This window comes from Streptomyces corchorusii, assembly GCF_001514055.1.
GTDB lineage: Bacteria > Actinomycetota > Actinomycetes > Streptomycetales > Streptomycetaceae > Streptomyces > Streptomyces olivaceoviridis.
In genome coordinates, this window is sequence record NZ_KQ948359.1 from 18,699 (window position 1) to 38,579 (window position 19,881).

General features: G+C 73.1%; 23 protein-coding genes and 1 pseudogene. 7 read left to right on the top strand and 17 right to left on the bottom strand.

Annotation, left to right across the window (positions count from 1 at the left end; translation table 11 throughout):
- Nucleotides 1–3: 3 nt before the first annotated feature.
- Nucleotides 4–348 (top strand): tyrosinase family oxidase copper chaperone, encoded by a 345-nt coding sequence (locus tag AQJ11_RS48345; RefSeq protein ID WP_107120864.1) that lies wholly within the window; start codon nucleotides 4–6, stop codon nucleotides 346–348.
- Here AQJ11_RS48345 and AQJ11_RS23540 read toward each other — a convergent pair.
- Together AQJ11_RS23540 and AQJ11_RS23545 are read right to left on the bottom strand one after the other, a co-directional pair.
- Nucleotides 273–971 (bottom strand): ribonuclease H family protein, encoded by a 699-nt coding sequence (locus AQJ11_RS23540; protein ID WP_079082391.1) that lies wholly within the window; start codon nucleotides 969–971, stop codon nucleotides 273–275. The genes AQJ11_RS48345 and AQJ11_RS23540 overlap by 76 nt on opposite strands.
- Before the next feature lie 34 nt (nucleotides 972–1,005).
- A complete protein-coding gene (locus AQJ11_RS23545; protein WP_058079308.1) occupies nucleotides 1,006–1,800 on the bottom strand; it encodes a VOC family protein in 795 nt (264 codons plus the stop codon).
- Between the two features lie 119 nt (nucleotides 1,801–1,919).
- Here AQJ11_RS23545 and AQJ11_RS23550 point away from each other — a divergent pair, with 119 nt between their 5' ends.
- Entirely contained in the window at nucleotides 1,920–2,843 is a 924-nt protein-coding gene (locus AQJ11_RS23550; RefSeq protein ID WP_059264280.1) for an aminoglycoside phosphotransferase family protein, read from the top strand.
- A gap of 22 nt (nucleotides 2,844–2,865) precedes the next feature.
- On the opposite strand, the gene AQJ11_RS23555 is transcribed toward AQJ11_RS23550, so the two are convergent.
- Nucleotides 2,866–3,348 carry a VOC family protein gene (locus AQJ11_RS23555; protein ID WP_059264281.1) on the bottom strand — a complete coding sequence of 161 codons (483 nt, stop codon included), beginning with the start codon at nucleotides 3,346–3,348 and terminating at the stop codon, nucleotides 2,866–2,868.
- Between the two features lie 158 nt (nucleotides 3,349–3,506).
- Entirely contained in the window at nucleotides 3,507–3,920 is a 414-nt protein-coding gene (locus AQJ11_RS23560) for a helix-turn-helix domain-containing protein (RefSeq protein ID WP_058079310.1), read from the bottom strand.
- 261 nt (nucleotides 3,921–4,181) lie between these two features.
- Here AQJ11_RS23560 and AQJ11_RS23565 point away from each other — a divergent pair, with 261 nt between their 5' ends.
- Nucleotides 4,182–5,072, top strand: a complete 891-nt coding sequence (locus tag AQJ11_RS23565; RefSeq protein WP_014670777.1) for an RNA polymerase sigma factor SigF — start codon at nucleotides 4,182–4,184, stop codon at nucleotides 5,070–5,072.
- Between the two features lie 60 nt (nucleotides 5,073–5,132).
- Here AQJ11_RS23565 and AQJ11_RS23570 read toward each other — a convergent pair whose 3' ends face one another.
- Together AQJ11_RS23570 and AQJ11_RS23575 are read right to left on the bottom strand one after the other, a co-directional pair.
- Entirely contained in the window at nucleotides 5,133–5,612 is a 480-nt protein-coding gene (locus AQJ11_RS23570) for an ATP-binding protein (RefSeq protein WP_059264282.1), read from the bottom strand.
- 151 nt (nucleotides 5,613–5,763) lie between these two features.
- Complete coding sequence (locus tag AQJ11_RS23575; RefSeq protein WP_014670779.1) at nucleotides 5,764–6,174, bottom strand: hypothetical protein; 411 nt, start codon at nucleotides 6,172–6,174, stop codon at nucleotides 5,764–5,766.
- A gap of 349 nt (nucleotides 6,175–6,523) precedes the next feature.
- Here AQJ11_RS23575 and AQJ11_RS23580 point away from each other — a divergent pair, with 349 nt between their 5' ends.
- Complete coding sequence (locus AQJ11_RS23580) at nucleotides 6,524–6,907, top strand: nuclear transport factor 2 family protein (RefSeq protein ID WP_014670780.1); 384 nt, start codon at nucleotides 6,524–6,526, stop codon at nucleotides 6,905–6,907.
- Nucleotides 6,908–7,055: 148 nt separating this feature from the next.
- Here the strand turns inward: AQJ11_RS23580 and mgrA are convergent, their stop codons facing one another.
- Nucleotides 7,056–8,048, bottom strand: a complete 993-nt coding sequence (gene mgrA, locus AQJ11_RS23585; protein WP_014670781.1) for an L-glyceraldehyde 3-phosphate reductase — start codon at nucleotides 8,046–8,048, stop codon at nucleotides 7,056–7,058.
- 111 nt (nucleotides 8,049–8,159) lie between these two features.
- On the opposite strand from mgrA, the gene AQJ11_RS23590 reads away from it, so the two are divergent.
- Both AQJ11_RS23590 and AQJ11_RS23595 read left to right on the top strand, forming a co-directional pair.
- Nucleotides 8,160–9,068 (top strand): LysR family transcriptional regulator, encoded by a 909-nt coding sequence (locus AQJ11_RS23590; RefSeq protein WP_059264283.1) that lies wholly within the window; start codon nucleotides 8,160–8,162, stop codon nucleotides 9,066–9,068.
- A 65-nt stretch (nucleotides 9,069–9,133) separates the two neighbouring features.
- Complete coding sequence (locus tag AQJ11_RS23595; RefSeq protein WP_059264498.1) at nucleotides 9,134–9,634, top strand: mycothiol transferase; 501 nt, start codon at nucleotides 9,134–9,136, stop codon at nucleotides 9,632–9,634.
- On the opposite strand, the gene AQJ11_RS23600 is transcribed toward AQJ11_RS23595, so the two are convergent.
- The 9 genes and pseudogenes from AQJ11_RS23600 to AQJ11_RS23640 all read right to left on the bottom strand — a co-directional run bounded on the left by AQJ11_RS23600 (nucleotide 9,631) and on the right by AQJ11_RS23640 (nucleotide 17,848).
- On the bottom strand, nucleotides 9,631–10,710 hold the full coding sequence (locus tag AQJ11_RS23600; RefSeq protein ID WP_014670784.1) for an adenosine deaminase: 1,080 nt from the start codon (nucleotides 10,708–10,710) through the stop codon (nucleotides 9,631–9,633). The genes AQJ11_RS23595 and AQJ11_RS23600 overlap by 4 nt on opposite strands.
- A 47-nt stretch (nucleotides 10,711–10,757) precedes the next feature.
- The gene (locus tag AQJ11_RS23605) at nucleotides 10,758–11,147 is read right to left on the bottom strand and encodes a VOC family protein (protein WP_014670785.1); all 390 of its coding nucleotides are present in this window, start codon (nucleotides 11,145–11,147) and stop codon (nucleotides 10,758–10,760) included.
- A gap of 588 nt (nucleotides 11,148–11,735) precedes the next feature.
- A complete protein-coding gene (locus AQJ11_RS23610) occupies nucleotides 11,736–12,665 on the bottom strand; it encodes a M48 family metalloprotease (protein ID WP_014670786.1) in 930 nt (309 codons plus the stop codon).
- Nucleotides 12,662–13,042, bottom strand: a complete 381-nt coding sequence (locus tag AQJ11_RS23615) for a BlaI/MecI/CopY family transcriptional regulator (RefSeq protein ID WP_014670787.1) — start codon at nucleotides 13,040–13,042, stop codon at nucleotides 12,662–12,664. The genes AQJ11_RS23610 and AQJ11_RS23615 overlap by 4 nt, the downstream gene beginning before the upstream one ends.
- Nucleotides 13,043–13,233: 191 nt before the next feature.
- Nucleotides 13,234–14,142 carry an aldo/keto reductase gene (locus AQJ11_RS23620; protein WP_059264284.1) on the bottom strand — a complete coding sequence of 303 codons (909 nt, stop codon included), beginning with the start codon at nucleotides 14,140–14,142 and terminating at the stop codon, nucleotides 13,234–13,236.
- A gap of 46 nt (nucleotides 14,143–14,188) precedes the next feature.
- The gene (locus AQJ11_RS23625) at nucleotides 14,189–14,899 is read right to left on the bottom strand and encodes a chitinase (protein WP_059264285.1); all 711 of its coding nucleotides are present in this window, start codon (nucleotides 14,897–14,899) and stop codon (nucleotides 14,189–14,191) included.
- 223 nt (nucleotides 14,900–15,122) lie between these two features.
- On the bottom strand, nucleotides 15,123–16,445 hold the full coding sequence (locus AQJ11_RS23630; protein ID WP_059264286.1) for an aldehyde dehydrogenase family protein: 1,323 nt from the start codon (nucleotides 16,443–16,445) through the stop codon (nucleotides 15,123–15,125).
- Between the two features lie 121 nt (nucleotides 16,446–16,566).
- Nucleotides 16,567–17,432 (bottom strand): annotated as a pseudogene (locus tag AQJ11_RS23635) (DUF6596 domain-containing protein); the annotation flags it as partial.
- A gap of 65 nt (nucleotides 17,433–17,497) precedes the next feature.
- The gene (locus tag AQJ11_RS23640) at nucleotides 17,498–17,848 is read right to left on the bottom strand and encodes a YciI family protein (RefSeq protein WP_059264499.1); all 351 of its coding nucleotides are present in this window, start codon (nucleotides 17,846–17,848) and stop codon (nucleotides 17,498–17,500) included.
- A gap of 232 nt (nucleotides 17,849–18,080) precedes the next feature.
- Here AQJ11_RS23640 and AQJ11_RS23645 point away from each other — a divergent pair, with 232 nt between their 5' ends.
- Nucleotides 18,081–19,280: an acyl-CoA dehydrogenase family protein gene (locus tag AQJ11_RS23645; RefSeq protein ID WP_059264288.1), complete on the top strand. Its 1,200-nt coding sequence runs from the start codon at nucleotides 18,081–18,083 to the stop codon at nucleotides 19,278–19,280.
- Nucleotides 19,281–19,358: 78 nt separating this feature from the next.
- Here the strand turns inward: AQJ11_RS23645 and AQJ11_RS23650 are convergent.
- Nucleotides 19,359–19,881, bottom strand: a 523-nt coding sequence (locus AQJ11_RS23650; protein WP_159061684.1) for an LLM class flavin-dependent oxidoreductase, incomplete at its 5' end; no start/stop codon positions are given.

Sequence of the window (19,881 nt, forward strand, 5' to 3'; positions counted from 1 at the left end):
GCGATGAGCCGCGCCACCCGGACGGACGGCAGCCGGAAAGGATCGGCGGAGATCCGATCGGGCAGACCCGCATGCCCGACATCACCCTGCGCCGCGCGCACCGCGGCAGCCGCCGTCGCCGCGCCCGGTTCCTTCGGGGAGGTCTGCAAGGGCCGCCGGATACAGGCCCGTGAGGCGAGCGGCGGCGGACATCACCACGACCAAGCCGTGGAACACGGTGCGCCCCGGCGGACCTGGTGGGCCACACCGGGTGTCAGACGTTCGACGCCTGATCAGGCATCGGCGGTACGGCACTCCGGGTGGCCCCAGCCCTGCGCGTTCTTGGCGATCTTCTCGCCGGCCGCGTAGGACCGTCCGCACAGGCAGCGGCCGGGGAACTTCGCCTTGATGGTGCGTGCGGACGCGGTGCCACCGGTGCGGCGCGGCGCCTTCTTGCGCGCTGCCCCGGCGCCCGCCGGGGTGTCGGGCGACGGCGGGGGCTCCGGCGAGCCCAGCGCGCTGCCGGCCGCTTCCTGGACGGAGGCCGCCTGGCTGGCGGCGCGGTCGGCGAAGTCGTTCAGCGGGTCGCCGTCGACCTGGTGGGCGGGGACGTAGCGGAACTCCACGGACCGGCCGTCGAGCAGTTCGTCGATGCGGACCACCAGGTCCTGGTTGGCGACGGGCTTGCCGGCGGAGGTCTTCCAGCCGTTGCGCTTCCAGCCGGGCAGCCAGGTGGTGACGGCCTTCATCGCGTACTGGGAGTCCATCCGGATCTCCAGCGGCACGTCCGGGTCGACGGCGGTGAGCAGCCGCTCCAGGGCGGTCAGTTCGGCGACGTTGTTGGTGGCCCGGCCGAGCGGGCCCGCCGCCCAGCGGGCGGGGGTCCGCTCGTCGTCGTCCGAGACCACCCACGCCCATCCGGCCGGTCCGGGGTTTCCCTTCGAAGCCCCGTCGCACGCGGCCACCACACGTTCACGCATGTGCCCGATCATGCCATGGCCGTGCGCAGCGCCGTCCCGGGACCGGTCAGACCTCCTTGACCTTCGGCATCTCGCCCTCGGTGGTGGTGATGTCGATCACCGAGAAGTTCGCGCCCTGCGGGTCGCTGAGCGCCGCGAACCGGCCGAAGGGGCTGCTCATCGGCCCGAAGCGGAGGATACCGCCGAGCTTGACGGCCCGGTCGACGGCCGCGTCGCAGTCGTCGACGGTGAAGTAGACGTTGATGTACGACGGCACCTCGGGCGGGAAGTCGTCGGTCATCCGCATCCGGCCGAGGACGGTGTCCTCGCCGACGTCGAACATCCGGAAGTCCACCGCGTCGTCGTCGATCTCCTTCATCCGGTACGGGAAGACCGCGGCGAGGAAGGCGTCCGCCTGTTCCGGCTCCCTGGTGAAGACCTCGGCCCAGCAGTAGGCCCCGGGCGTGGCCGTCGCCTCGAAGCCCTCGTGGGTGCCCGCCTGCCACACGCCGAACACGGCTCCGCTGGGCTCCCGGGCCAGGCACATCGTGCCGAACTCACCGACCTGCATCGGCTCCATCAGCACCTCGCCGCCGTTCTCCCGGATCTTCTCCGCGGTGGCCGCGGCGTCGGGCGAGGCGAAGTACAGGCACCACTGCGACTGGCCCTCCTGTCCGGGCATGGGCGGGACGACCGCCGCCACGGCCTTGCCGTCCGCGTAGGCCTGGGTGTAGTGGCCGTACTCCGACGACGACTCGCCGAAGGTCCAGCCGAGGACGTCGCCGTAGAACCGCTTGGCTCCCTCGACGTCACTGAACATCGCATCGGCCCAACAGGGCGTTCCTTCGGGTTGCACGGCCATGCTGGCGACCCTCCTGAGGTGGTGTGTCCCGTTTGTTCACGCTAGCCATCCGGGGTCCGGCCCGCGCGCCGAGCCGGGAGCCGCAATTCGGTCGACAGCGGGGCCCGCGTCCCGCTGTGATGGGCCCGGTGAACACGGTCAGGATGCGTGAGGGCGAGGTCGGCATCGACGCGCCGCTGGTCGGCCGGCTGATCGCCCGGCAGTTCCCCGGCTGGGCGGCGCTGCCCGTACGGCGCGTGGACTCCTCCGGCACGGAGAACGCCATGTTCCGCCTGGGCACCGGCCTGGTGGTACGGCTGCCCCGGCATCCCGGCGCCGTCGCCGACGTGACGCACGAGCAGCGCTGGCTGCCCCGTCTCGGCCCGCTGCTTCCGGTGGCCACGCCGGAGCCGGCCGGGCTCGGCGCGCCCGACGAGGACTTCCCGTGGCCGTGGTCGGTGTACCGCTGGCTGGACGGGCGGAACCCGGTCGCCGGTGCCGTCGCGGAGCCCGAGTGCCTCGCCGAGCGGCTCGGGTCGTTCGTGGCGGCGCTGCGCCGGATCGACCCGCACGACGGGCCGCCCGCCTCCCGGGGCGTGCCGCTCGCCGCCCGGGACGAGCCGACCCGGGCCGCGCTGGCGCGGCTCACCGAGCTCACCGGGCTCACCGACCGGATCGACACGGCGGCCGTGACGGCCCTGTGGGAGGAGGCGCTGCGGGCCCCGGCCCACTCCGGTCCGCCGGCCTGGGCGCACGGGGATCTCTCCCCGGGGAACGTGCTGGTCGACGGGGACGGGCTGGGCGCGGTCATCGACTTCGGCTGCGCCGGCGTCGGCGACCCGGCCGTGGACCTGATCGTGGCCTGGAACCTGCTGCCCGCGTCCGCCCGGGACACCTTTCGCGAGGCCGTCGGCGCGGACGACGCGGAGTGGGCGCGCGGGCGGGGCTGGGCGCTGTCGATCTCGCTGATCCAGTTGCCGTACTACCGGCACACCAACCCGGCCCTGGCGGAGAACTCCCGGCATGTGATCGCCGAGATCCTCGCCGAGGCCGGGCGACGGTGACGGCGGCCGGCCGGGCGTCGCGCTACGCCCCCGCGTACGCCTCCTCCAGCGCGGCGGCGTCCAGCTTGCCCATGCCCATCATGGCCTTGGTGGCGCGCGCGGCCTTCTCCGGGTCGGGGTCGGCGACCATGTCGAGCAGCGGGGCGTAGACCACCTGCCAGGAGACGCCGTACTTGTCCTTGAGCCAGCCGCAGGGTCCGCCCTCGCCGCCGTTCTCGGTGAGCTTCGTCCAGTAGTGGTCGATCTCCTGCTGGTCGGAGCAGAGGATCTGGAACGAGACCGCCTCGTTGAAGGTGAACTCGGGGCCGCCGTTGAGCGCGACGAACTTCTGGCCGTTGGCCGTGAACTCCGCGGTCAGCACCGCGCCGGCCGGCCCGGGACCGCCCTCGGGCCAGCGGACGACGCGCCCGAGCGCGGCGTCCTTGAAGACGGACACGTAGTGGTGCGCGGCCTCCTCCGCCTGGCCGTCGAACCAGAGACAGGTGGTGAATCCGGCGGTGGTCATGAGCGCCTCCCGAGGCGTGGGCGAGGGTGTGGAACCGGGCGTGGAAACGCCGTCGTGTGTAGGGACCGCTCCCCCACGCGAAACTCATCGGTCCGCCCCGCACCCGCCGGAAGAACGCCCGGACGCGGACAGCCGGCCAGGCAGCCGTCGGCAGCCGGTCAGGCAGCCAGGCAGAGCCCCTGGTACGGCCGGCTCGGCGCGGTGGCGGGCCGGTGCGGTGCGACGGCGGGCCGGTGCCGCTCGGCCGTGCGCCGGGCCAGCTCGCCGTGCGCCAGCGACAGCAGGTCGCCGAGGCCCAGGCCGAGCGCGTGGGCCGCGGCGGCCAGTACCTCGGACGAGGCCTCCTTGCGGCCCCGCTCGACCTCCGACAGGTAGGGCAGCGAGATCCGGGCCGCGTCGGCCACGTCCTTGAGCGTGCGCTCCTGCGCCTGCCGCTCCCGGCGCAGCACCTCGCCGACCAGATCCCGCCACAAGGGTTCCCGGGGCGCGGGTTCGCCGTCCGGCGCGTCCGGGCGGACGGGCGCCGGCCGCAGGGGGATCACTCGGGCTTCCTCGCTCAGCGGGTTGCTCATCCCGTCAGCCTAGAAGCGGTACGGTGCGGGGCAAGGGCGCGGCGTTCCGCCCTCAGGGAAACCCGGGCCCGACCGATCGTTTCTCGCCACTGCGGCGTGGCGGACGCATGCGTGCCGTGACCGGGGGTACTCGCGCCGTGAGCGGCTCCGCGGGAGGAATGACCCGCCCTACATCGGGTACTCGCAGGGACGCGTCCTGTGTCGGAGCCACGAAGCTGCCGTACAGGAAGACGTCGAACCGTGACTTTCGTGGGAGAGGCAATGAACACCGCCGCCGGGATCCGGTCGGAAGCAGAGGTCGTCGAACAGACCGAGCAGGACAGGACCTGCGAGGATTCACTGCCTGGCATCACGGACCCCGCGTCCGTCGCCCCGCGGGACGCACGGGAGCTCTCCCGCCAGTTCTTCCGCCGGCTGACCGAGCTGGAGGAGGGGACGCACGAGTACCAGTACGCGCGCAACACGCTCATCGAGATGAACATGTCGCTGGTGCGGTTCGCGGCCGGACGGTTCCGGGGCCGGGGCGACGACATGGAGGACATCGTCCAGACCGGCATGATCGGCCTGATCAAGGCCATCGACCGGTTCGAACTGGCACGCGAGGTCGAGTTCACCTCCTTCGCGCTGCCGTACATCGTCGGTGAGATCAAGCGGTTCTTCCGGGACACCACCTGGGCCGTCCACGTGCCGCGCCGGCTCCAGGAGCTGCGGGTGGAGCTGGCCAAGGCACGGGAGGAGCTGTCCAGCCGCCTGGACCGGGACCCGACGGTCGCCGAGCTGGCCACGCTCATGAACCTCTCCGAGAAGGAGGTGGTCGAGGCTCAGCTCGCCTCCAACGGCTACAACTCCGCCTCCCTGGACGCCGCGCTCACCGGAGACGGCCCCGAGGACGGCGAGGCCGTGCTCGCCGACTTCATCGGTGTGGAGGAGGAGGGGCTGCGGCTCGTCGAGGACTTCCACGCGCTGGCCCCGCTCATGGCGGAGCTGAGCGACCGCGACCGGCAGATCATCCACATGCGGTTCGTGGAGGAGGCCACCCAGGCGGAGATCGGGGAGCGGCTGGGATGCTCCCAGATGCACGTCTCCCGGCTGATCAAGCGGATCATCACCCGGCTGCGCCAGGGGATGCTGGGCGAACTCGGCTGCGCCTGACACCTCGAATCGGGCCGACGCCCCGGCGCCGGCCCGACGTCACAGTCCGCCAGGGGCGGGTCAGTCCGTCCGGGAGGGGCTGTCCCCGTCCTGCCGGAGCGGGAAGACGGCACGCACGCGTTTGCCCACGGGCACCCGCTCCACGGTGACCTCCGAGGCCAGGGCGTGCACGATCTCCAGCCCGTGCCGTCCGACGCGCTTCGGGTCCTTCGGGTAGCGGCGGGGCAGTGCGGTGCTGCTGTCGTACACGGACACCGCGACCGAAGTGGCCGTACCCTCCAGTTCCAGGATGTACGGGCCGTCGCTGTGCAGGTCGGCGTTGGTGACCAGTTCGCTCACCATCAGCAGCAGCTCGCCATCGGCCCGGCCGTCGGCGGTGGCGCACCATTCGGTGCGCAGCTGCTGGAGGAACTGGGACGCGAAGGCACGCGCTTCGGCGATGCATCCGGGTTCGCCGGTGTAGTGCGCCGCGCGCCGCAGCGGCTCCACGGGTACATCGAAACCAGTCGGTATCACTGCCCCGCCCAGGTGCTTGATCATGCTGTCTCTCTCGAAAACCCGGTCCGGCCGGTCGCTGTTGCACCAGACCTCGTACCCCGAGCCCGGCCCTCCAGTCCACCGGATGCGTTCGCCCACCGCGCACAGTGGCGAGGGTCACTCCCCCCGACCGAGCGGGCCGAGACGAGGCCGGTCAGGCGACGGGTACGACGAGGGCCGGAACGGTCCGCTGCATGCGCAGGGCGTCGACGGACTCCGCGAGCAGCTCGTACTCGGTCGTCTCGTCGCCGGTCGCGATCCGCACCAGCCTCCCCGCGGCGAGCTCGTCGGCGACCAGTTCCTGCTGGGCCGGGTCGCCGCACCACGCGCGCAGGACGGCCGGCACGTCGGGCACGGTGTCCGCGACCGGGACGAGCGCGCTCGGCGGGAAGTGCCCGGCCTCGGGACTCGGGTCGAGGCGGTCGGCGATCCAGTTGGCGCGGTCGCGCAGCCACCACAGGGCGAGGGCCAGGGTGGGAGCCCGGTAGGTGCCCAGGGGCACTCCGATGCGCTGCCCACCGCAGGTGCCGTACGCGGTGACATGGCACAGGAACTCGTCGTGCATGCGCACTCCCCCGTCGCGTCGTTCGCCTGCCGGCTGGCCTCGCTTTCGGTGCGGCTCATCCGCGGTGCGGCCGTGTGCGGTGCGTGATCGGAACCTCGCTGGAAGTGAAGTCCTCACAGTTGAGTATGTTCACTACTGAACCACTGTCACCATGACTTTCCGGCCAGTCTCTTGGCATATTCCGCGCCTGTTCTGGCCGAAATGAGATGGGCCGTCTCCCCACCGGGCCATGACCCCGGAGGTAATCGACCCGGCACCCGCTCCTCCCGCATGGTGGTCACACCGGAGCGGCGAACCCCGCATCCGGGACCTGACCAGCAGAGACGACCTCGATGGAGGATGCTTCGCCATGGCCGCGCACACCGACCGTCACGACAACGCCGCCGCCCGTTACTTCGAGGCCTGGAACGCCACCCGGCCGGAGGACATCGAGAAGGCCGTCGCCGCCGCCTGGACCGAGGACGGCGGCTACACCGACCCGCTCGTGGACGTCCGCGGGCACGAGCAGATCGCGGCCGTGATCGCGGCGGCCCACGAGCAGTTCCCCGGCTTCGTGTTCCGTCCGCTCGGCACGGTCGACGGCCACCACGACACCGCGCGCTTCGGCTGGGAGCTGGTGAACGAGCAGGACGGCTCGGCGCCGGTGGCCGGGTTCGACGTGGTCACGCTGGACGAGGAGGGCCGCATCCGGCAGGTGCTGGGATTCCTGGACCGGGTTCCGGCGGGCGCCTGACTTGGCCGTGCCGGCGCCTCCAGGGAGGGCGACGGGGTGGCGGTACGACGGAGGGGAGCAGCCGCGGTTCGTCGCGGCCGCTCCCCCGGACCGTCCGGTACGCCGGCGCTGAGGCACCGGGGCACTACGGCACTACGGCACTACGGCACTACTGCCGGACGATCGCGTCGATCCGTGCCAGTTCGTCGGAGTCGAAGTCGAGGTTGCCGATGGCCGCGACACTGTCCTCGATCTGCCGCGGGCTGCTCGCGCCGACCAGGGCGGACGTCACCCGGCCGCCGCGCAGCACCCAGGCGAGGGCGAGCTGGGCCAGGCTCTGGCCGCGGGACTTGGCGATGTCGTTCAGCGCGCGCAGCCGGGCGACCAGGTCCGCGGTGACCGCGTCCGAGTTCAGGAACGGGCTGTCGCTCGCGGCCCGCGAGTCCTCGGGGATGCCGTCGAGGTAGCGGCCGGTGAGCAGGCCCTGCTCCAGCGGGGAGTACACGATGGAGCCGACCTGGAGCTCGTCCAGGGCGTCGAGCAGGCCCTCGTCCTCGGGGCGCCGGTCGAGCATCGAGTAGCGCGGCTGGTGGATGAGGAGCGGCGTGCCCAGCTCGCCGAGGATGCGGGCGGCCTCGCGGGTCTGCTCGGCGGAGTAGTTGGAAACGCCGACGTAGAGGGCCTTGCCCTGCTGCACCGCCGTGTGCAGGGCGCCCATCGTCTCCTCCAGGGGAGTGTCCGGGTCGAAGCGGTGCGAGTAGAAGATGTCGACGTAGTCCAGGCCCATGCGGGTGAGGCTCTGGTCGAGCGAGGACAGCAGGTACTTGCGCGAGCCCCACTCGCCGTACGGGCCGGGCCACATCAGGTAGCCGGCCTTGGTGGAGATCACCAGTTCGTCGCGGTAACCGGCGAGGTCCGCCTTCAACGCCTCGCCGAAGGCGGACTCGGCGGCGCCGGGCGGCGGGCCGTAGTTGTTCGCGAGGTCGAAGTGGGTGACGCCCAGGTCGAAGGCGCGGCGGAGGATGGCCCGCTGGGTCTCCACCGGCCGGTCGGGCCCGAAGTTGTGCCACAGGCCGAGCGAGAGGGCGGGGAGTTTCAGGCCGCTGCGTCCGGTGCGCCGGTAGGGCATGTCGGCGTAGCGGTCGGGGTGTGCGGTGTACAACGCGACTCCAGAGGGGTTGGCACACGATCTACCGGTGCCACTCTTCCCCGGGCAGCGGGCAGCGGTCCAACAGAAGAATCCGATGGAATTCAGCGGATAGGCTTCTCAATCATGGAACTGCGCCATCTCCAGCACTTCGTCGCGGTCGCCGAGGACCAGCACTTCACCCGGGCCGCCGAACGCCTGATGGTGTCCCAGTCGGGCCTGTCGGCGTCCATCCGGGCGCTGGAGCGCGAGCTGCGGGCGCCGCTGTTCGTGCGGACCACCCGCCGGGTGACGCTCACCGAGGCGGGGCGTGCGCTGCTCGGGGAGGCCGAACGCATCCTGGCACAGGTGCGTTCCGCGCACGAGGCGGTGGCCGCGGTGCAGGGTGTCCTGCGGGGCACGCTGTCCCTCGGCACCGAGCAGTGCATCGCCGGGGTGCACGTGGCCCGGCTGCTGGCGGCCTTCCGGGGCCGGCACCCGGATGTGGAGATCCGGCTGCGGCAGGCCGGCTCCGGCGCGCTGGCCGAGGAGGTCGCGGCCGGGCGGCTCGACCTGGCCTTCGCCTACCGCACCCAGGCCGACACCGACCAGCTGCGCTCGGTGTCGCTGACCAGCGAGCCGATGACCGTGCTGTGCCACCCGAGCCACCGCCTGGCCTCCGCCCCGGCCGTGCTCGGCCCGCAGGACCTCGCCGGGGAGGTCTTCGTCGACTTCCACCCCGACTGGGGTCCGCGCCGCACCACCGACGCCGCGTTCGCCACGGCCGGCGTCCGGCGCACGGTCGCGCTGGAGGTCAACGACGTGCACAGCCTGCTGGACCTCGTGGACGAGAACCTGGGGATCGCGGTCGTGCCCCGGCACTTCCGGCACAAGCGGCCGTCACTCACGGCGCTCCCGCTGAAGGGCGCGGACGAGCCGGAGTACGAGACGGTCGCCCTGCTGCCGCCGGAACGGGCCACGAGCCCGGCCGCGCGAGCGCTGGTCACCCTGCTCGAAACGGGGGTGCCGGCCGCGCGCACCGACGAGGTGCGGTGACGGCGGCCTCCGCGAAAGCCGGGTTCCGGGCGCGCGGGCGCCGGTGATTTGCGATGGTGGACGGTATGCATGCGAAGGACATCCTCATCGACGGCTACGGCCGCATCCAGGAAGAAGTCCATGCCGCCCTCGACGGCCTCGGCCCGGACGAGCTGCACCACCGCCCGGCCGCCGACGCCAACTCCATCGCCTGGCTGCTCTGGCACCTCACGCGGGTGCAGGACGACCACGTCGCCGACGCCTTCGACCTGGACCAGGTGTGGCTCGCGCAGGGCTGGGAGAAGCGTTTCGGCCTCGACCTGCCACGGCACGACACCGGGTACGCGCACACCCCCGCCAAGGTCGCGAAGGTGCGGGTGGAGTCGGCGGACCTGCTGACCGGGTACTACGACGCCGTCCACGAACAGACCCTCGGCTGCCTGCGCGCGCTGGCCGCCAAGGATCTGGAACGCATCGTGGACGAGCGCTGGGACCCCCCGGTGTCACTGGGGGTGCGTCTGGTGAGCGTCCTGTCCGACGACCTCCAGCACGTCGGACAGGCCGCCTACCTCAGGGGGCTCCTCTAGAGCGCGCTCTCGTACCCCGGCAGCACCACGTCCTGGATGAGGGCGTTGCGCTCGTCGAACGGGAGGAACGCGCTCTTGAGGGCGTTCACCGTGACCGTGCGCAGGTCCTCGACGGTCCAGCCGGCCTCCTCGACCAGCAGGGACATCTCCCGGGTCATCGTCGTCCCCGAGACCAGACGGTTGTCGGTGTTCAGGGTGACCCGGAAGCCCAGGTCCTTCAGGGCCGTGATCGGGTGCTCGGCGATCGAGGTCGCGCAGCCCGTCTGGAGGTTGGAGGTCGGGCACATCTCCAGGGCGATACGGCGGTCGCGCACCCAGGAGGCGAGACGGCCGAGCTTGCCGGCCGCGAGGTCGGGGATGTCCTCGGTGATGCGGACGCCGTGGCCGATGCGCTGGGCGCCGCAGACCTGGAGGGCCTGGTGGATGCTGGGCAGTCCGTGCGCCTCGCCGGCGTGGATGGTGAACGGCACGCTCTCGCGGCGCAGGTACTCGAAGGCGTCGAGGTGGTCCGCGGGCGGGAAGCCGTCCTCGGCACCGGCGATGTCGAAGCCGACGACGCCCGCGTCGCGGTAGGCGACGGCCAGGTCGGCGGCCTCGCGGACGCGGTCGAACATGCGCATGCCGCACAGCAGGGTGCCGACGCGGACGGGGGTGCCGGCGGCGGCTGCCTTGGCCATACCGGCGGCGAGGCCCTCCTGCACGGTCTCCACGACCTCGCGCATCGTGAGCCCGCCGCTCGTGTTCAGCTCGGGGGCGTAGCGGACCTCGGCGTAGACGACACCGTCGGCGGCGAGGTCGAGGACGTACTCCTCGGCCGTGCGCAGCAGGCCCTCGCGGGTCTGCATGACGGCGAGGGTGTGCTCGAAGGTGGCTATGTAGCGGACCAGGTCACCGGAGTTGGCGGCCTCGAAGTACCAGGCGGCCAGCTCGTCCGGGTCGGTGGTGGGCAGTGTGTGGCCGACCGCGGCCGCGAGTTCGACGACGGTGGCGGGGCGCAGACCGCCGTCGAGGTGGTCGTGCAGGACGGCCTTGGGCAGCCGGCGGAGGGTCTCGGTGTCGATGCGGGACGCGGTCATGGGCGTTTCGTTTCCTCGGGTCCAGGGACAGGTGGTGCGGTGGTGGGTCAGTGACCGGCGGGCTGGAGCAGGTCCCAGCGGTTGCCGTACAGGTCCTGGAAGACGGCGACGGTGCCGTACGGCTCGTGGCGCGGCTCCTCCAGGAAGGTCACGCCGGCGGCGGTCATCCGGGCGTGGTCGCGGGCGAAGTCGTCGGTGTGCAGGAAGAAGCCGACGCGCCCGCCGGTCTGGTCGCCGACGCGGGCCCGCTGCTCGTCGCCCTTCGCGCGGGCCAGCACCAGTCCGGGTCCGTCGCCCCCGGGCTCCACGACGACCCAGCGCGAGCCGTCGGGGCGCGGGGCGTCCTCGACGAGACGGAACCCGAGGGCCTCGGTGTAGAAGCGGATGGCCTCGTCGTAGTCGTGCACGACGAGGGTGACAAGGGCGACGCGACGCATGGCGACCTTCCGGTGGGGGTGGTTAGCCGGTGAGGTTATACGTAAAACTTCTCGGACGCCAGTCTTGGTCTACGCGCGTTGCGGGAGGGGGTCGGCGGGGGGTCGGGCGGGGGCGCTTGGGGCGCTGGGTGGGTGGGGTCGTACGGGAGGGAGCGCCGCGCATGGCGACGTCCGTACGAAGCCGCACGCGGGCCCTGCCTCGCACGCCTGTACGAAACCCGCTGCACGGCCCCCTGCCCGGCCCGCCCCAGACCGCCCGCTCCGGGGTGGGTTCGCATGGGCGCCGTCGGTGCTCTCCACAGCTCGCCGGGCAAGTTCCCGCCGGTCGCCGGGCGGGGTAGCGCGCGCGTCGCCGGCCGGGGTCGCCCTGCGACCGGCGGGCGGGTCCGCCCGCGCATCTCCAGGCGGTTCTCGCGGGCCGGGTCGCCCTTCCCCATGCGGCGGGCGGGCGCGTTGCGCGTGGGCTCGGCCGGACGTCTCCCTCACGGGGCGGCTACGCGTGGCGGACGCGTCGACGTACGGGCCGCGTGGCGGTCGGCGGTCCCGTGTCCGTCCGGCGTGCCTCCGGTGGGGCGGAGGCGTGCCGTGTCAGGGGCTCTCCTCGCCCTGTGCGATCTCCACGCGGTGGTGGACGTCGGCCGTCGAGGTGGCCGCGGCCACGCAGGAGAGGGCGGTGCAGGCGATGAGGAGCGCGCAGATCGCGCGGGCGGTGCGGGCGCGCGGGGCGGTCAGCAGGGCCTGGACGCGCTGGGGGACGGGGCCCGTGGCCGCGCCGGGCGCGAAGCCGGGGCGTGCGGACCGGGCGGCCTGCCCGGCGAGGGCGGCGCGGGCGATGGCGCGGGCGGTCAGGCGCCGGTCGCCGACCGAGACGGCGGCGGCCTCGTCGGCGGCGCGCTCGGCGGCCAGCCGGATCGTCGCGCGGACCGGGCGCAGCGCGGGGTGGCAGTGCGCCGCGAGTTCGGCGGCGGCGAGGGCGTAGTGGTGGCGGCCCGCGGTGTGCGCCCGCTCGTGGGCGAGCAGCGCCTCCCGCTCGGGACCGTCCAGGCTGCGCAGCATCGCCGTGGTGACGACGACCCGGTGGGGGCGGCCCGGCAGGGCGTAGGCGTCGGGGCGGGACGAGTCGATCACGCACAGGTCACCGGCGACGGCTCCGCACGCGGCCTCCGCACGGGCCGCCCGGAAGGCGCGGGCCTGGCCCAGCACCGAACGGACGAGGCTCCAGCCGCACCCGGCCAGCGCGCCGGCCGACACGATGGCGGCCGGGACGACGAAGGCGTCGGAGGCGGTGCGCAACGGATGGACCAGTTCGCCGAGCGCGGCGAAGAGCGGCAGCTTGAGCAGCCCGGTCAGCACGGAGGTGCCGAGCGCCAGCGCCGAACAGCCGGCGAGGAGCACCGCGCAGCCGGTGACGGACCACAGCGCCGCGACCGGGGTGAGCCGGTCCAGGGCCCGGCGGGCCAGGGGCGGCAGGGCGCACGGCAGCAGCAGCGGCAGGATCAGCAGGAGCGGGGCGGTCATCGGCCGTCGGATTCCAGCAGGTCGCGCAGGATGCGTTCGTCGTCCGGGCTGAGCTGGGCGACGAAGCGGGCGAGGACCGTCTCGCGGTCGCTGTCCCGGTCCAGTTCGCTGTGCATCCGGCGGGCGGTGAGGCCGTGGGCGTCCTGGGCGTCCTGGGCGGGGAAGTAGGCGTACCCGCGGCCCTGGCGCAGCCGGTGGACGACGCCCTTGTCGTGCAGGCGGGTGAGGATCGTCGTCACCGTCGTACGGGCCAGGTCCGCGCCCAGGCTCCGCTGGACCTGGCCGGGGGTCTGGGGTCCGCCGGCGGCCCAGAGCGCGGCCAGGACGCTCGCTTCGAGCTCGCCGGCCGGCCGGCGTTCGTCCTTGGCGTCGGTCATGGGGAGGTTCTTCACCCGTCCTCGTGTGCGGTCGTCTTCGTGTGCGGTCCAGCAGGGCGTCCACGCCATCGTAGTCAGCCCGGGGCACGGGGGCGCCTGCGGATCCTCGGTGCCGGCCCCACTCCGTGGCCGCGCCACCGCCCCCCGTTCACCGCGTGACCCCGACCGTCGGCCGGCCCGCCCGCGCGCGTTCAGCCCGCCTGCGCGCGGGCCCCGTCCAGCCGTGCCAGCTCCTCCTCGGTCAGCCGCAGCGCGCCGGCCGCGACGTTCTCGACCAGGTGGCCGGGGTTGCCGGTGCCGGGGATGGCGAGGACGTGCGGGCCCTGGTGCAGGGTCCAGGCGATGCGGACCTGCGCGGGGCTCACGCCGTGGGCCCGGGCGACGGAGAGCACCGCGTCGTCGTGAGCGGTCGTCGCACCGCGCTCGCCGGTCTTGCCGGCCACGGCGTAGAAGGGGACGAAGGCGATGCCGTGCTCGCCGCACAGCCGCAGCACCTCGTCGTCCACGGGATCGGGCCGGTCCACCGCGTACCGGTTCTGCACGGACACCACCGGCGCGATCTCCAGCGCCTCGGCGAGGTGCCGGGGTTCGACGCCGGAGATTCCGAGGTGCCGGATCAGACCGGCCTCGCGCAGTTCGGCGAGGGCGCCGAAGTGTTCGGCGATGGAGTCCTGGCGCATCCGGCGGAGATAGACCAGGTCGAGATGGTCCCGCCCGAGCTGGCGCAGGTTCTCCTCGACGTGCCCGCGCAGCTGGTCGGGCCGGGCGGAGGTGCCCCACTCGCCGTGGTAGTCGCGGTAGGGGCCGACCTTGGCGGCGATGACCAGGTCGTCGGGGTACGGGGACAGCGCGGTGTTGATGAGTTCGTTGGCGGAACGCAGCGACGAGAAGTAGAAGGCCGCCGTGTCGATGTGGTTCACGCCCAGCCCGACGGCCGTGCGCAGGACGGCGAGGGACCGTCCCCGGTCGCTCGGGGTGCCGTGGTGGAAGGCGGCGCTGCCCGTCAGCCGCATCGCGCCGAAGCCGATGCGGTGGACGGGCAGGTCGCCGAGTTTCCAGGTGCCGGACGCGTCCGCGGTGATCGTGTCGTCAGCAGTCATCGGCGGAGTCTCGCACACGGCACCCGGCCGGGCCCCGGCAGTGACGTCAGCAGTACAGGTTGGCGCCCGGGGAGACCCCGAGGATCTGGGCGAAGCGCTGATAGGAGGAGACCCGGCTCTGCACCTGTGCGGGGTTCTTGCCGTCGCACTCCAGGGAGCCGTTGATGCTGCGTATGGTCTGCCCGAACCCGGCGCCGTTCACCATGGCGTTGTGCGGGGTCATCGTGCCGGGCCCGGACTGGGTGTTCCAGTACCACAGGCCGGTCTTCCAGGCCACGGACGCGTTGTTCTGCACCAGGGAGGGGTTGTTGAGCAGGTCGATGCCGAGCGCGTCGCCGGCGGCCTTGTAGTTGAAGTTCCAGGAGAGCTGGATGGGGCCGCGCCCGTAGTAGGCGGCCTGGCCCGCCGGACAGCCGTACGGCTTGCTCCAGTCGCAGTAGTGCGGGTAGTTGGCGGTGTTCTGCTCGACCACGTACACCAGGCCGCCGGTCTCGTGGCTGACGTTGGCGAGGAAGGCGGCGGCCTCCTGCTTCTTCACGGTGTCGCTGCCGGTGTTCGCGAAGGCGGGGTAGGCGCCGAGGGCGGCGGTCAGGCCGCTGTACGTGTAGAAGGAATTCCGGTTCGGGAACATCTGGTTGAACTGCGCCTCGCTGACCACGAAGCCGGCGGCCGAGGCCGTGGGCGCCGCCTGGAGCACCAAGGCGGACGTGCCCAGGGCGAGCGAGGTCAGAAGCGCGGCGATGCGGTGCCTCACCATGGTCCAACTCCTTTGTGCGGCACGGCCGCACCCACGAGGTGGGAGCGGCCGTGGTGGGGGGTTGGGCACACTCAACCGTCTTGGTCTGTACCAGTCAAGGGTGTAGACCAGTCAATTCCTGATCGGTTGCGTCGGCGAACACCGGTTGTGCACAGGGAGGTTGTCCGGACGCAGGCCGGGCCCGGCCGCGTGCGCGCGGCCGGGCCCGGAACGCCGAAGGACGTCAGCGCAGCGGCTTGGACAGCACCGCCTTGCGGTGGCTGAACGTCTCGATGGAGTAGCGGCCGTGGTAGCTGCCCATGCCGCTCTCCCCCACCCCGCCGAACGGCAGGTCGGAGACGGTGAGATGGGCGAGGGGCAGGCCGTGGCCGAGGCCGCCCGAGGACGTCTCGGCGGCGATGCGGTCACGGGTCTCGTCGGACTCGCTGAAGACGTACAGGGCGAGCGGCTTGTCGCAGTCGTTGATGAAGTCGATCGCCTCGTCGAGGCCGAGCACGGTGACGATCGGCAGGATCGGGCCGAAGATCTCCTCCCGCATGACGGGCGACTCCGGGTCGACGTCCGCGAGGACGGTGGGCGCGAGGTACTTCGTCGCCCGGTCGCCGACGCCGCCGACGGCGACGCGGCCCGAGTCGAGCAGGGCGGAAAGCCGGTCGAAATGGCGCTCGTTGACGATCCGGCCGTACTCCTCGGAGCGCTGCGGGTCCGCGCCGAACAGACCCTCGACCGCGCGGACCAGCGCGGCCTCCAGGGCGGTCGCGGTCTCCGGGTCGGTCAGGACGTAGTCCGGGGCGACACAGGTCTGGCCCGCGTTGAGGAACTTGCCGCGGGCGAGCCGGTCGGCGACCGTCTCCAGGTCGGTGCCCCGGTCCACGAACACCGGTGACTTGCCGCCCAGTTCCAGGGTGACCGGGGTGAGGTGCTCGGCGGCGGCCCGCATGACGATGCGGCCGACGGTGCCGTTGCCGGTGTAGAAGATGTGGTCGAAGCGCTCGGCCAGCAGGGCCGTGGTCTCCGGGACACCGCCCTCGACGACGGCGACCGCGTCCGTGTCCAGATAGGCCGGGATCAGCTCGGCCAGGACGGCGGAGGTGGCCGGGGCCAGCTCGCTCGGCTTGGCGACGACCGCGTTGCCCGAGGCCAGCGCGCCGACCATGGGGGCGAGCAGCAGTTGCGCCGGGTAGTTCCAGGGCGCGATGACGAGGACGACGCCCAGGGGGTCGTACTGCGTCCAGGCCGTGGCGTCGGCGCCGAGGTGCGCCGGGACGGGCGCGGGCTCGGGGCGCAGCCACTGCGCCAGGTGCTCCAGGGTGTGGTCGATCTCCCGGACCGTGAAGTCGATCTCGGTGCGGTATGCCTCCGCGCCGCTCTTGCCGAGGTCGGCGTTGAGGGCGGCGGCGAGGTCGGCGCCGCGTTCCGTGAGCATCGCGCGCAGCCGGCGCAACTGGCCGGTGCGCCACTCGACGGGCTTGGTCCGGCCGGCGGCGTAGGTGGCGCGCAGCCGGGCCACGACGTCGGCGGGCCGCTCGGGTGGGGAGTCGTTCACGGGTGCCTCACTGGGTGCACGGGCCGGTTGGGGCCAGGTCCGGGTTTCCGGTCGATCAGGTGCAGACACCAACCTTTCATATCCTGAAGTTCATTCCGAAGCCGCGTCGGGGTGAGGAGGGTCACGCCCCGCTACGGCCCGGCGCCCGCTGCCGCGTCTCCCGTCGGCGGCGCTCCAGGCACGCCCGTTCGGCCTCGCTCGGTGCCGGCTCGGCGGCGCGGCCGTACTCCGCCGCCGCCCCGGCGGCCCGGCCCGGTCGGCATAGCAGGTCGGCGCGGACGGCGTGCAGCACGTGGTACCGGCCGAGGCCGAGCGCGTTGACCAGCTCCGGGGCCGTCGCCGGCCCCTCGGTCCCGGCGACCGGGACGGCCCGGTTCAGGACGACGACCGGCGGCGGCGCCACAGCCACCAGCCGGTCGTACAGAGCGAGGACCTGGCGCCAGTCGGTGGCGGCGGCGGTGGGCGCGTCGCTGTGCACCGCGTTGACGGCGGCCTGGATCCGGTACGGCCCCGGCCTGTTGCGGCGCAGGCGGCGGACCGGTTCCTGCCCCTCGGCGATCAGCGCCCGGTCCCACCGGGCGCGGTCCTGCTCGGGCAGCGGGACCAGAACGCCGTCCGCGTCCCTCCGGGCCGGCCGCCGGGCCGCCACCGGCAGCATCAGCGCGAGCAGACCGGTGACCTCGGATTCGTCCGGCACCAGCTCGGCGAGCAGCCGGCCGAGGCGCAGCGCCTCCGCGCACAGGACGGGATCGCCGGTGCACCCCTCGTTGAAGATCCGGTGGACGACGGCGAGGGCGGCGGAGAGCCGGTCGGGCAGGTCGGCGTTCCGGGGCACGCGGTACGGGATGCCTCGCCCGCGGCCTCGGCGTGCCGGGCGTCCCGGGAGGACCCCCGGCGCAGCCGGTCGACGGCCCGGTTGCGGGCCGTCACGATGAACCAGCCGGCCGGGCTCGGCGGCACACCGGTCTCCGGCCACCGGGCCACAGCCATCGGTGCGCTGCGCCGTCAGTGCTGGTCGTCAGTGCGGGTCCGCTGTCGGTGCTGGTCCGCCGTCAGTGCTGGTCCACGAAGGGACGTACCTCGATGGGCAGGGTGGTGGCGAGGGCGGCCTTGCGGCCCCAGTCCAGGGCCTCGTCCAGGTCGGCGGCCCGGATGAGGCACAGGCCGCCCAGGTACTCCTTGCCCTCGGCGTACGGGCCCTCGGTGACGAGCACGTCACCGTCCTGGGGGCGGAGCATGGTCGCGGTCTCCGGGCCGTGCAGACCGCCGGCGAAGACCCAGGCGCCGGCGGCGCGCAGCTCGTCGTTGAAGGCCTCGACGTTGTGCATGATCGCGGCGAGGGCTTCGGGACCGGGCGGGGTGGCGCCGGCCGGCTGGACCACGCTGAGCAGGTAGTGCTTCATGACGTCCTCCAAGGCGTCGGGCCCGGGGCGGGCTCTGTGTCACCTCCTACACGAACGTCCGGGCCCCGGATCGACACCGCGCGCCACGGCAGGGGAAAAACTCCGGAGCGCCGCAATGCCGGAAGTCCGGAACACCACGATGCCGGAACACCGCGATCCCGGAACGCCGGAACACCGCGATGCCGGAAGATCCGGATGACCGAGCGGCGGGGAAGAGCGGAAGAATCTCCGTATGGACCTCACCTCGCATCCTCTCGTCGTCCGCGCCCGCCGGCTCGCCACGGACCTGCTGGTTCCCGAGGCCGAACGGATCGACCAGGAAGGGGTGCCCGCGAGCCACATCGAGGCGGTGAAGCGGTCGGGGCTGCTCGGGGTGGCCGCGCCGGCGGAGTACGGCGGCGCGGGGGCGCCGCCGGCCGTGCTGCGGGAGACCGCGGAGATCCTGGCCGGCGCGTGCTGTGCGACCTGGTTCGTGCAGACCCAGCACCACACGCCCGTACAGACGCTGGCGCGCGGTGAACGGGCGGTGCGGGAGCGGCTGTTGGGCCCGCTGTCCCGTGGGGAGCTGCTGTCCGGGGTGGCGTACGCGCACCTGCGCTCGTATCCGCGCCGTCCGGTGCGGGTCCGCCGGGAGGGCACCGGCTGGCGGTTCGACGGCACCGTCCCCTGGTACACCGGGTGGGGCCTGAACGACGTGATGCTGCTGGCCGGGGTGACGGACTCCGACGAGGTGCTGTTCGCCTTCGCCGAGGCACGCGAACAGCCCGGACTGCGGGCGTCGGCGCCGATGCGGCTGGCGGCCCTCACCGCCGCGCGCACGGTGTCGCTGGAACTGGACGGCCTGTGGCTGCCCGCGGAGGCGGTGGCCCTGCACGCGCCGTACGACCGGTGGGCCGCCGGCGACCGGGTCAAGACCCTGGCCACCAGCCCGGCGGTCTTCGGCGTGGCGGAGGCGGCGCTGTCCCTCCTGGACGACGAAGCCGCCGCCCCGCTCCGCTCCCGCCTGAGCGGCCTCCGGGAACGGGCCTACGCCTTGGCCGACGCTCCGGTCCCGCAGGCGCGGGGCGAGGAGCGGGGCGTGGCGGGGGCCGAGGGGGCCGGACATGGACCGACGGTACGGGGAGCGGCGGCCGGGGAAATCGTGGACGACTGGGGCGGGGAAGGCGTGGACGACTCGTCCGGGGAAGGCGTGGACGACTGGGCCGCGCAGCGGCTGGCTGTGCGCGCGGAGGCGTACGACGTGATGCGTGCGGCCACCACCGCGGCGGTGGCGGCCGGCGGCGGCCGTGCGATGGCCCTGACGAGCCGCGCCCAGCGCCTGGCCCGGGAAGGGCTGTTCCTGCTGGTGCAGGGCCAGACGGCGGAATCGCGCGCGGCGCATCTACGAGCGCTGGGCGGGGCACCGGCGACCACCGGGGAACAGGAACGCTAGGAGCAGCCGCCGTGGGCCGGTGGCCTCCGCCCGGCTTCGCTCCCCCGTCGCCGGGCCGGCCGGCTGCCCGCCGCTCACTCAGCCCGCGAACGGCACCGCCGCCGATGCGGCGGCCCTGCTGTCAGGGTGTGCCCACAAGCCCTGTTCCTGGAGCCTCGGCAGGACGCCCTCGCCGAACCAGTAGGCCTCCTCCAGGTGCGGATACCCGGAGAGGACGAACTCGTCGATCCCGAGGGCGTGGTACTCCTTGATGCGCTCGGCGACCTCGTCGTGGCTGCCGACCAGCGCCGTGCCCGCGCCGCCGCGCACCAGCCCGATCCCCGCCCACAGGTTGGGGTGGATCTCCAGGCTCTCCCGGCTGCCGCCGTGCAGCGCGAGCATCCGCTGCTGCCCTTCCGACTCACTGCGCGCCAGGCCCGTCTGGACGGCCCGTACGGTCTCCGGGTCGAAGCCGTCCAGCAGCCGGTCCGCCTCCGCCCAGGCCTGCTCGGAGGTGTCCCGGGTGATGACGTGCAGCCGGATCCCGAAGCGCAGGGTACGGCCGTGCTCCGCGGCGAGCTTCCGGACCCAGGCGATCTTCCCGGCGACCTGCGCGGGCGGC